Source organism: Actinomadura sp. NPDC048032, from assembly GCF_040653175.1.
GTDB classification, from domain to species: domain Bacteria; phylum Actinomycetota; class Actinomycetes; order Streptosporangiales; family Streptosporangiaceae; genus Spirillospora; species Spirillospora verrucosospora.
This window is the reverse complement of record NZ_JBEZJP010000286.1, coordinates 1-10,638: the sequence shown is the minus strand read 5'-3', so window position 1 is coordinate 10,638 and position 10,638 is coordinate 1. Positions and strand designations below refer to the sequence as shown.

Sequence of the window (10,638 nt, the reverse complement as noted above, 5' to 3'; positions counted from 1 at the left end):
CCGGCACGAGGCCGAGTCCCCCCGCCCCGCCCCCCGCCCGCCGCGGCGGCGCGGGGCCGCGCCGCCGCACGGAGCTGGCGGCGTTCCTGCGCAGCCGGCGCGAGCGGATCAGCCCCGAGGACGTGGGGATGCCCCCGGGCCCGCGGCGCCGCACGCCCGGCCTGCGCCGCGAGGAGGTCGCCCAGCTCGCCGGAGTCGGCGTCACCTGGTACACGTGGCTGGAGCAGGGCCGCCCGATCAACGCCAGCACCCAGGTGCTGGACGCGGTGGCGCGCACCCTGCGGCTCGACGGAGCCGAGCGCGAGCACCTGTACCGGCTGGCCGACGTCCCCGACGCGGCGGTCGAGGAGCAGGCCGAGAGCCTGCCCGAGGACGTCCAGGGGATCCTGGACGCGCTCGTGCCGCTGCCCGCGGCCGTGGTCAACGCCCGCTCCGACATCCTGGCCTGGAACGCCGCCTTCGCCGCGATCTTCCCGCACCTCGTGAACGCCCCGCCGTGCGAGCGCAACACGCTGTGGAAGATGTTCACGCTGCCGCCGTGCTGCAACCCGGTCGTGAACCTGGAGGACACGGCGTCCGACCACGTCGCCGTCTTCCGGCACCGGTACAGCAGGCATCTGGACGAACCGGGCTGGAAGGACCTCGTCCGGCGCCTTCAGGCGGCCAGTCCCCTGTTCGCCCGGCTGTGGGCGTCCCACGACGTGGCGCTGCCGGGGCCGAGCGCCAAGGTCTTCCGGCACAGCGCCGTCGGCGAGATTCGCACCCGCACCACGAGCATGGACATCACCGCGTCGCCGAACGCGCGGCTCGTCGCCTACACGCCGGCCGACGAGGAGAGCCGGGACCGGATCGGCCGGCTGCTCGCCGATCCCGGGGCCGCGGCCACCGACCACCGGCACTGAGCGGCGCCGGGCTCAGTGGCGGGCACGCCGCGCGATCACCACGAGGTCGACGGCGGCGATGACGGCGACCGCCGCGCAGATGCCCGCCGCGGTCATGGAGCCGCCGCCGGAGGCGTCCACCGTGAACACGATCGCGGCGGCGACCGCGCCGACCAGCGCGGCCGTGGACAGCACCGCCCGCAGGAGCAGCGGGCTGCGCGCGGTCAGGGGCTCGTCCCCGCGCGGCTGCTCGTGCGGGTACGGCCCGTGCGACCCGGGGCCGTGCCAGCCCGGGTCCTTCCGGCCGATGTCGTGCCGCTCGGGCTCGCCGAGTTCGGGCTCGTGCCGCTCGGGTTCGTTCCGGTCAGGCTCGTTCCGGTCGGGCTCGTTCCGGTCGGGCTCGTGCCGCCCGGGCTCGTTCCGGTCGGGCTCGTGCCGCCCGGGCCCGTCCGCTCCGGTGCCGCCCACGGCTCACCTGGCGTAGGTGCCGACGAGCGTCCCCGACGCGACGACCTTGTCCTCGACGGCGGTGCGCAGGTCCTCGGCGGTGAAGCCGTCGCGCAGCCCGGACGGCTCCGCCAGCCCGTACAGCCGGAAGAAGTACCGGTGCGGGTCGTCGCCCGCCGGGGGCTTCGGCCCGCCGTAGCCCTCGGAGCCGTAGTCGTTGCGCCCGAGGACGGCGCCGGTCGGCCGCTCCCCGGCGTCCAGGCCGGTGGTCACCGGGTCGATGCCGGCGAGCAGCCAGTGCGCGAACGTGCCGGCCGGGGCGTCGGGGTCCTCGCACGCCAGCGCCAGTTCCACGACCTCCTCGGGCGCGGGGGACCACTCCAGCGGCGGCGAGAGGTCCCCGCTGTCGTGGGAGTAGTCCGACGGCATGAGCGTGTGGTCGCGGAACGCGGCGCTCCTCAGCGTCATCTCTTCCATAGGGCGCTCGTGCCCCGTCACGCGCGGTCGATGCACGCGCCGTCCCGGTCGACCCGCAGGTCAGCCCGCGCTGGAGGCCGCCCAGATGTTGATCCCCGCCTCGACGGCGTCCCGGTCGATCGCGGCCAGCTCGTCCGGGGTGAAGTCGAGCCGGTCGAGGGCGGCGAGGTTCTCCTCCAGCTGCGCGACGCTGCTCGCGCCGATCAGCGCCGAGGTGACCCGGCCGTCCCGCAGCGACCAGGCCAGCGCCATCTGGGCGAGCGACTGCCCGCGCCCCTCGGCGATCCGGTTCAGCGTCCGCACGTGCCGCAGGTTGTCCTCGGTGAGCAGGCTGGTGGACAGCGACGTCCCCCTGCTCGCCCGGGAGCCCTCCGGGACCCCGTCGAGGTACTTGCCGGTCAGCATCCCCTGCGCCAGCGGTGAGAACGCGATGCAGCCGGCGCCCTCCCGGTCGAGCGTGTCGAGCAGCCCGCCCTCGATCCAGCGGTTGAGCATCGAGTAGGACGGCTGGTGGATGAGCAGCGGGGTCCCCATCTCCCGCAGGATCGCCGCCGCCTCGGCGGTGCGCTCGGGGGAGTAGGACGAGATCCCGGCGTAGAGGGCCTTGCCGGACCGGACGGCCCGGTCCAGCGCCCCCATCGTCGCCTCCAGCGGCGTCTCCGGGTCGAAGCGGTGGCTGTAGAAGATGTCGACGTAGTCGACGCCCATCCGGCGCAGCGACTGGTCGAGGCTCGCGAGCAGGTACTTGCGCGACCCCCACTCGCCGTACGGGCCCGGCCACATGTCGTACCCGGCCTTGGTCGAGATGATGATCTCGTCCCGGTACGGGGCGAGGTCCTCGCGCAGGATCCGGCCGAAGTTGGTCTCCGCGGACCCGTACGGCGGGCCGTAGTTGTTGGCGAGGTCGAAGTGGGTGACGCCGAGGTCGAACGCGCGCCGCAGGATGGCCCGCTGGACGTCCAGCGGCCGGTCGTCGCCGAAGTTGTGCCACAGGCCCAGCGAGATCGCCGGGAGCCTCAACCCGCTCCGCCCGCACCGCCGGTAGGGGAGCCGCTCGTATCGCTCACTATCTGCCACGAAGGTCATGGTCAGGAGTATTTCAGGACAAGCGGCTCACCGGACGCGGCGCCGGTGCCCGTCGGGACCGTCCTCCCCCCGAGGGTGATCCGCGTCACCGACCGCGGCGGCGGGCGGCGGCGCGGGAGTACACAAAGGAACGAGGCCCCGACTGTCATGTCTGCGAGGGTGAAGGGGGCTGTGAAGTGGCAAGAATGGTCTGAGATCTGGACGAGGAGGTCCCAGTGGTCGTGCTGCGCAGTTATGTGTCGGGTTCCTGGCGTGCCCCGGAGGAGGAGGGGGCGCCGTTGCACGACGCCGTCACCGGGGAGGAGGTCGCCCGGATCTCCTCGGCGGGGGTCGACATGGGCGCCGCCCTGGAGTACGGGCGGTCCGTCGGCGGCCCGGTGCTGCGGGAGCTGACGTTCCACCAGCGCGCGGCCCTGCTGAAGGCGGTCGCGTCCCACCTGCGGGAGCACCGCGAGGAGTTGTACGCCCTGTCGGCCATGACGGGCGCGACGCTGAACGACTCGAAGTTCGACGTCGACGGCGGCATCGGCGTCCTGTTCGCCTACGCGAGCAAGGGCAAGCGGGAACTGCCGAACGACACGGTGCTCGTCGAGGGCGACGTGGAGCCGCTCGGCAAGGGCGGGACGTTCGTCGGGCAGCACCTGTGCACGCCGTCGCGCGGCGTCGCGGTGCAGATCAACGCGTTCAACTTCCCGGTGTGGGGCCCGCTGGAGAAGCTCGCGCCCGCGTTCCTCGCGGGGGTGCCGAGCCTGATCAAGCCGGCGAGCCAGACCGCCTACCTGACCGCCCGGCTGGTCGAGCTGATCGTCGAGGCCGGGATCCTGCCCGAGGGCTCGGTGCAGATGGTCTGCGGCGAGCCCCGCGACCTCCTCGACCACCTCACCGAGCAGGACATCGTCGGGTTCACCGGTTCGGCGTCCACCGCCCGGCTCCTGCGCACCCACCCCGTCATCGTGGGGAACGCGGTGCGGTTCAACGCCGAGGCCGACTCGCTGAACTGCTCGGTCCTCGGGCCGGACGCGACGCCCGGCACGAAGGAGTTCGACCTCTACGTCAGGCAGCTCGCCACGGAGATGACCGTGAAGGCGGGCCAGAAGTGCACGGCGATCCGCCGGGCGCTCGTCCCCGCCGCCCTGATCGACGACGTCGCCGAGGCCGTCCGGGAGCGGCTGGCGAAGGTCACGGTCGGGAACCCGTCCGACCCGTCCGTGCGGATGGGCGCCCTCGCCACGCTCGACCAGCGCGAGGAGGTGCGGCGCTCCCTGAAGGCCCTCATGGACGCGGGCAGCGTCGTGTTCGGCGACCCCGAGCGGGTCGAGGTCGTGGGCGCGGACGCCGAGCGCGGCGCGTTCATCTCCCCGGTCCTGCTGCGCGCCGACGACGCGGGCCGCGCCGAGCCGCACGAGGTCGAGGCGTTCGGGCCGGTCAGCACCCTGATGCCCTACGAGGGCGCCGAGCAGGCCGTCGAGCTCGCCGCGCGCGGGCGCGGCAGCCTCGCCGGGTCGGTCGTGACCGGCGACGAGGAGTTCGCCCGGAAGGTCGTGCTCGGCGCCGCGCCGTGGCACGGCCGGCTGCTCGTGCTGAACGCCGAGGACGCCCAGGAGTCGACCGGGCACGGCTCGCCGCTGCCCGCCCTCGTCCACGGCGGCCCCGGGCGGGCCGGCGGCGGCGAGGAGATGGGCGGGATCCGCGGGGTGGTGCACCACATGCGGCGCACCGCCGTCCAGGCCGGGCCGGCGATGCTCACCTCCATCACCGGGCGCTGGGTCCCCGGCACCGACCGGACCGTCACCGACGTCCACCCGTTCCGCAAGCACCTGGAGGACCTGCGCGTCGGCGACACCGCCGTCGGCGGCCCCCGGGTCGTCACCCTCGACGACGTGGAGCACTTCGCCGAGTTCACCGGCGACACCTTCTACGCCCACACGGACGAGGAGGCCGCCGCGGCGAACCCGTTCTTCGGCGGGCGCGTCGCCCACGGCTACCTCGTCGTGTCGTTCGCGGCCGGGCTGTTCGTGGAGCCGTCCCCGGGGCCCGTCCTGGCGAACTACGGCCTGGAGAACCTCCGGTTCCTCACGCCCGTCAAGCCGGGCGACGAGCTGACCGTCACCCTGACGGCCAAGCAGATCTCGCCGCGCGAGGGCGCCGACTACGGCGAGGTCCGCTGGGACACCGACGTCACGAACCAGGAGGGGGCCTCGGTCGCCAAGTACGACGTCCTGACGCTGGTGGCCAAGCGCCCGCGGCACGACTGATCTTCGGGCCTGGGGGCCCGGCCCGCGGGATGATACGCATGAGGGGAGGCGTCTGCGGGGGAGACGGTCACGTTCAGCGCTGAACGGGGTGCGCCCATGATCAGTCCCCTGCACATCCAGACCGTGCGCGAGGTCGTCCGCACCGGCTCGTTCGCGGACGCGGCCCGCAACCTCGGCTACACCGCGTCCGCCGTCTCCCAGCAGATCGCCGCGCTGGAGCGCGCCTGCGGCCTGGTGCTGTTCGAGCGCCGGGCGCGCAGCGTGCGCCCGACGAGCGCCGCGTTCCTGATGGTCAGCAAGGGCAACGACGTGCTGTCGGCCCTCGACACCCTGGAGCGGGAGCTGCGCACGGTCGCCAGCGGCGAGCGCGGCGCCCTGCAGCTCGGCAGCTTCCCGACCGCCAGCGCCCGGATCCTGCCGCGGGTGCTGGCGGAGCTGTCGCGGGTGCGGCCCGGCATCGACATCACGCTGGCCGAGGGGGAGCCGGACGAGCTGCTGCCCGAGCTGCTCGACGGCGACCTCGATCTCCAGCTCGCGTACCGGTACGACCTGTTCCCGCGCACCTGGCCCGACCAGATCGTGGAGACGCCGGTGATGGACGAGAACCTGGTGCTGTGCGTCCCGCGGGACCACCCCCTCGCCGGGGGCCGCACCGTCCGGCTCCGCGACCTGCGGTCGGAGACGTGGATCGCGAGCCGCCCGGAGAGCGCGGGCGCGCAGGCGCTGCTGCGGTTGTGCGGCACCGCCGGGTTCGTCCCCGACATCGCGTTCCGCAGCAACGACTACGCCGTGGTGTGCGGGCTGGTCGGCTGCGGCCTCGGCATCGCGCTCGTCCCGGCGCTCGGCTGCGTCCCCGCGCCGGGGCTGAGGACGCTGCGGCTCAGCCGTCGCAGCCCGCGGCGGCACGTCACCGTGCTGCGCCGCGTCACCAACACCAACCCGCTCGTCAAGGACGCCATGCGCGGCCTCATCGAGGTCGCCCGGGGCGTCCAGAGCGAGGTCGGGGGCGCCACCGGCCCTTGAGCTCCATCGCGGCGCGGACGCGCTCCTGGGCGAGCGCGACGGCGGCCTCGTGCGTCGTCGTGCCCTGCGCGCGGGCCGCGTCGAGGACCCGGCCGGTGTTGTCGCGCATCTTCGCCGAGACCGCGGCGAACACCGCGTCCGGGTCGGGGCGGAACGCCGAGTAGCGTGCGTCCATCGCGAACGCCGCCGCGACGACGCCGCCCGCGTTGGCGACGAAGTCCGGCACGACCGTCACGCCGCGCTCGGCGAGGACGCGCTGCGCCGCCCGCCCGGTGGGCAGGTTCGCGCCCTCCACCACGATCGACGCCCGGACGTCCGCGGCCGCCTCCTCGTCGATGACGTCCTGGAGCGCGGCCGGGACGAGGACGTCGGCCGGGACCGACAGCTCGGCGCCGGGGGGCAGCAGCCGCCCGCCGTACTCCCGCACCGCCGCGTCGCCCGCCTCGGCGCGCAGGGCGAGGAGCCGTCCGACGTCCAGGCCGTCCGGGTCGTGCAGCGCGCCGTGCACGGTCGAGACCGCCACGACCGCCGCGCCCAGCTCGTCCAGGCGCCGCGCCGCCGCGTGCCCGACCGCGCCGAACCCCTGCACCGCGACGCGCGCGCCCCGCAGGGACATCCCCGCGTGCCGGGCGGCGGCGTCGGCCGCCTCCGCGACACCGAAGCCGGTCACGCCCAGCTCGTCGTAGGGCATGCCGCCGAGGACGTGCGGGGTGCCGACGGCCGCGCCCCGGTCGTCCAGCTCGTCCTGGACGATCGCCGCGTCCCGCTCCGACAGCCCCATGTCGAGGCCCGCCACGTACCGGCGGGGGATCTCCTGCGCCAGCGCCCGGACGAACGCGCGCAGGACCGCCTCCCGGTCGGACGAGGCGGGGTCCGCCGCGATCCCGGCCTTGGCGCCGCCGAAGAACAGGTCGACGCCCGCCCACTTGTAGGTCATCACTCGGGCGAGCCGCGCCACCTCCGCGACCGTCACCGACGGGCTCATCCGCATGCCGCCCTTGCCCATGCCGCGGGCGGTGTTGTCGATGACGAGCACGCCCCGCATCCCGGTCCGGGCGTCGGAGACGCACACGACCCGCTCGGGGCCCCACTCGTCCATCATCGCGAGCACGTCAGACACAGTTGTTCTCCGGGCGCAGGGCGTCGCCGGCGAAGCGCGCGGCGCTCAGGGGGGCGACGTCGGTGAAGGGCGCGCGGCCGAGGTACAGGTCGCGGACGACCTCGCCGACCGCCGGGCCCTGGAGGAAGCCGTGGCCGGAGAAGCCGGCCGCGTAGAGGAACCGCGACACCGACGCGTCCTCGCCGATGAGCGCGTTGTGGTCGGGCGTCATCTCGTAGAGGCCGGCCCAGCCGCCGGTCAGGCCGGCGTCGAGCAGGCGCGGCGCCCGGGCGCCGATCGCCTCGGCGAGCCGGGGGAGCCACGCGTCGGACCGGCTCAGCCGGAAGCCGGGGCGCTCGTCGGGATCGGACATGCCGAGCATCAGGCCCTCGCCCTCCGCGTGGAAGTAGAACGACGTCGCGAAGTCGATCGTCATCGGCACGGGGCGCGGCAGGTCCGGGAGCGGCCCGGTGAAGACGATCTGGCGGCGCAGCGGCTCGACCGGGAGGTCGACGCCGGCCATCCGCCCGACGGCCGCCGACCAGGCCCCCGCCGCGCAGACCACGGCGGGCGTGCGGATGCGCCCCCGCGTGGTCCGGACGGCCCTGATCTCACCGCCGCCGGTCTCGATGCCGACGACCTCGCAGCCGGTGCGGATCACCGCGCCGTGCCGCCGCGCGCCCGTCGCGTACCCGAGGACGACCGACTCCGGCGTGCAGTGCCCGTCGTCGGGGGAGAACGCGGCGGCCAGCAGCCCGTCGGGGACGATCAGCGGCGACAGCCGGCGGGCCTCCGCGACCGAGACCATCCGGCTCGGGACGCCCAGCTCGTTCTGCAGGGCCACGCCCGCCTCGAACGCCGCGACGTCCTCGGGCCGCGACAGCAGGAACAGGTACCCGACGCGGTGCAGGTCGATCTCCTGGCCGGGCCGCCGGGAGAACCGGGCGAACGCCTCCAGGCTGCGGGCGCCGAGCCGGATGTTGACCTCGTCGGAGAACTGGGCCCGCACCCCGCCCGCCGCCTTGCACGTCGAGCCCGACCCGAGCGCGTCCCGCTCGACGAGGACCACGCGCCGCACTCCCGCCTCGGCGAGGTGGAACGCGATGCTCGTCCCCATCACGCCGCCGCCGATGACGACGACGTCGGCCTCCGTCTCCGCCCCGGTCCCCACGGCCGCCCCCTACAGCCGGAAGCCGAGGTCGGGGGTGATCTCAAGGACGTCCATCTGCGCCTTCTGCAGCCGCCCCGAGGTGTCCCAGTTCATCGACTGCCAGCGGGTGAACTGGTCCAGCACCCACATGCCCGACTGGCGGCTGCCGTTGCCCGAGCGCCCGTTCCCGCCGAACGGCAGGTGCGCCTCCGCGCCGGAGGTGGAGTTGTTGACGCTCACCATCCCTGCCGAGATCCGCCGGCGGAACGCGAAGACCTTCGCCGGGTCGCCGGTGTAGATCGAGGCGGACAGGCCGTAGCCGGGGGCGTTGGCGAGGGCGATCGCCTCGTCCAGGGTCCGGTAGGCGGCGACGCCGACGATCGGCCCGAACGCCTCGTGCGTGAACAGCGCGTCGCCGGGCCCCACCCCGTCGACGATCACCGGGTGGTAGAACAGCCCCGCCTCCGGGTCCCCGGCGAAGCCCTCCCGCGGCGCGGCCGCCGTGATCCGCCCGGTGGCCGACGACCCGTGCACGGTGTGGCCCGGCCCGATCCAGCCGAGCGCCTTCTCGAAGCCGTCCGCGAACCGCTCGCTGATCAGCGGCCCGAACAGCACGTCGCCCGCCGGGTCGCCGACGGGCGCGGCGCGCACCGCCTCGTCCAGCAGCCGCACGAACTCGCCGTGCACCGACTCGTGGACGATAGCGGTCCCGAGGGAGGTGCAGCGCTGCCCGGCCGTCCCGAACCCCGAGAACAGGGCGCCCTCGACGGCGAGCGGCAGGTCGGCGTCCTCGGCGACGACCATCGGGTTCTTGCCGCCGAGTTCCAGGCACGGCGTCTGGAGGTGGCGGCCGCACAGCTCCCCGAGCCGCGCGCCGACCTCCGTGGAGCCGGTGAAGCCGACCTTGTCGACGAGCCCCTCGTCCAGCGCCCGCTCCAGGCCGCGGAAGGTCTCGGCGCCGTCGGCGTGGACCACGTTGAGGACGCCGTCCGGCAGCCCCGCGTGGGCGAACAGCTCGTAGAACGCGTCGGCGCAGGCCGCCGCGTACTCGGCGGGCTTCCACACCACCGCGTTCCCGCACAGCAGCGCGGGGACGATGTACCAGGACGGCACCGCGACCGGGAAGTTCCCCGCCGTGACGACGGTGACGACGCCGACCGGGTCCCGGAAGGTGAACAGCTGCTTGTCGGGCATCTCGGACGGGACGGTCTGCCCGTACAGCCGCCGCCCCTCCCCGAGGAAGAACGCGCAGGTGTCGGCGATCTCCTGGACCTCGCCGAGGGCCTCGGCGCGGGGCTTGCCGACCTCCCGGGTGACGAGCGCGGCGAGGGCCGCCTTGTTGGCCTCGACGAGCCGGCCGACCGCGGCGACCGCCTGCCCGCAGACGGGCGCCGGCACGTCGCGCCAGGCGTCCTGCGCCTCGCGGGCGGCGCGGCAGGCGCGCACCAGGTCGCCGGCGTCCGCGAGGGACACCTCCGCGACCGTCTCGGACGTGCGGGACGGGTCGGTGGAACGGTACGAGCGCGGCCCCGCCGGGATCCGGGCGCCGCCGATGACGGAGGAGAGCACGCTCCCAGCCTGAACGGGCCGCCCGCCCGCGCCAAGATCGGGCAGAGCGCGGCTTCCTTACCGCGAGGCCAAGCCGGGCTGAGGCTCTCCCGGGGGCGTCGTTAAGCGATCCTTGGCCAACTCCCCACCGGTTCGCGGCCTCGCGCGGCTTGGCCTCGGCCGGGCGGCGTCCGATGCTCGACACGCGTCCCGATCCGCACCCAGGAGCACGCATGCCCGAGCCCGCCGACGTCCACTTCCTCGAGACGGCCGCGACCCTGGCGCCCTCCGGCGCGCCCGCTCCGCCTGGCGCGCTCACCGGCGAGCGATGCCTGGAGCTGTTCGACGCGCAGCTCGGCAGCCGGCACCTGGACCTCGCCGCCCGGCGCCTCCAGGCGCAGGGCCACGGCTTCTACACGATCGGCTCGGCCGGGCACGAGGGCAACGCGGCCGTCGCGGCCGCCCTCCGCCCGGACGACCCGGCGCTCCTGCACTACCGGTCGGGCGCGTTCTTCCTGGAGCGGGCGCGCCAGGTCCCCGGCGGCGACCCGCTCCGCGACGTCCGGGACGGCGGCGTTCTTCCTGGCGGTGAGCGCGGGCGCGCCGGGCGCGGCCAGCGGGTGGGCGGTGCCGACGGCGACGGACATCGCGTTCGCGCTGGCGGTGCTCGCC

At 74.8% G+C, this 10,638-nt stretch carries 10 protein-coding genes; 4 read left to right on the top strand and 6 right to left on the bottom strand.

The features are described from left to right. The coding region (locus AB0C69_RS29105) for a helix-turn-helix transcriptional regulator (RefSeq protein WP_360358348.1) at positions 1 to 902 on the top strand (902 nt) is incomplete at its 5' end. 12 nt (positions 903 to 914) lie between these two features. On the opposite strand, the gene AB0C69_RS29100 is transcribed toward AB0C69_RS29105, so the two are convergent. The 3 genes from AB0C69_RS29100 to mgrA all read right to left on the bottom strand — a co-directional run bounded on the left by AB0C69_RS29100 (position 915) and on the right by mgrA (position 2,891). Continuing rightward, complete coding sequence (locus tag AB0C69_RS29100; protein ID WP_360358347.1) at positions 915 to 1,349, bottom strand: DUF6343 family protein; 435 nt, start codon at positions 1,347 to 1,349, stop codon at positions 915 to 917. A gap of 3 nt (positions 1,350 to 1,352) precedes the next feature. Beyond that, on the bottom strand, positions 1,353 to 1,796 hold the full coding sequence (locus tag AB0C69_RS29095) for a YbhB/YbcL family Raf kinase inhibitor-like protein (RefSeq protein ID WP_345187186.1): 444 nt from the start codon (positions 1,794 to 1,796) through the stop codon (positions 1,353 to 1,355). A gap of 69 nt (positions 1,797 to 1,865) precedes the next feature. Further along, positions 1,866 to 2,891: an L-glyceraldehyde 3-phosphate reductase gene (gene mgrA / locus AB0C69_RS29090; protein WP_360358346.1), complete on the bottom strand. Its 1,026-nt coding sequence runs from the start codon at positions 2,889 to 2,891 to the stop codon at positions 1,866 to 1,868. Between the two features lie 215 nt (positions 2,892 to 3,106). On the opposite strand from mgrA, the gene paaZ reads away from it, so the two are divergent. Next, on the top strand, positions 3,107 to 5,146 hold the full coding sequence (paaZ, locus tag AB0C69_RS29085; RefSeq protein WP_345187182.1) for a phenylacetic acid degradation bifunctional protein PaaZ: 2,040 nt from the start codon (positions 3,107 to 3,109) through the stop codon (positions 5,144 to 5,146). 96 nt (positions 5,147 to 5,242) lie between these two features. Further along, positions 5,243 to 6,169 carry a LysR family transcriptional regulator gene (locus AB0C69_RS29080; protein WP_360358345.1) on the top strand — a complete coding sequence of 309 codons (927 nt, stop codon included), beginning with the start codon at positions 5,243 to 5,245 and terminating at the stop codon, positions 6,167 to 6,169. Here the strand turns inward: AB0C69_RS29080 and AB0C69_RS29075 are convergent. From AB0C69_RS29075 to AB0C69_RS29065, 3 genes are read right to left on the bottom strand one after another with little or no spacing between them, the layout of a single operon-like run. After that, entirely contained in the window at positions 6,114 to 7,289 is a 1,176-nt protein-coding gene (locus tag AB0C69_RS29075) for a Glu/Leu/Phe/Val dehydrogenase dimerization domain-containing protein (protein WP_360358344.1), read from the bottom strand. The genes AB0C69_RS29080 and AB0C69_RS29075 overlap by 56 nt on opposite strands. Next, entirely contained in the window at positions 7,282 to 8,439 is a 1,158-nt protein-coding gene (locus tag AB0C69_RS29070) for an FAD-binding oxidoreductase (protein ID WP_360358343.1), read from the bottom strand. Before AB0C69_RS29070 ends, AB0C69_RS29075 begins: the two co-directional genes overlap by 8 nt. 9 nt (positions 8,440 to 8,448) lie before the next feature. Further along, complete coding sequence (locus AB0C69_RS29065; protein WP_360358342.1) at positions 8,449 to 9,987, bottom strand: aldehyde dehydrogenase family protein; 1,539 nt, start codon at positions 9,985 to 9,987, stop codon at positions 8,449 to 8,451. A 567-nt stretch (positions 9,988 to 10,554) separates the two neighbouring features. Between AB0C69_RS29065 and AB0C69_RS29060 the strand changes: the two genes are divergently transcribed. Next, the coding region (locus AB0C69_RS29060; protein ID WP_360358349.1) for a Na+/H+ antiporter NhaA at positions 10,555 to 10,638 on the top strand (84 nt) is incomplete at its 3' end.

Bases quoted from the DNA above. Each gene is read 5' to 3' on its own strand.
- AB0C69_RS29095 (WP_345187186.1), bottom strand. From the start codon at position 1,796: ATGACGCTGAGGAGCGCCGCGTTCCGCGACCACACGCTCATGCCGTCG.
- mgrA (WP_360358346.1), bottom strand. From the start codon at position 2,891: ATGACCTTCGTGGCAGATAGTGAGCGATACGAGCGGCTCCCCTACCGG.
- AB0C69_RS29080 (WP_360358345.1), top strand. From the start codon at position 5,243: ATGATCAGTCCCCTGCACATCCAGACCGTGCGCGAGGTCGTCCGCACC.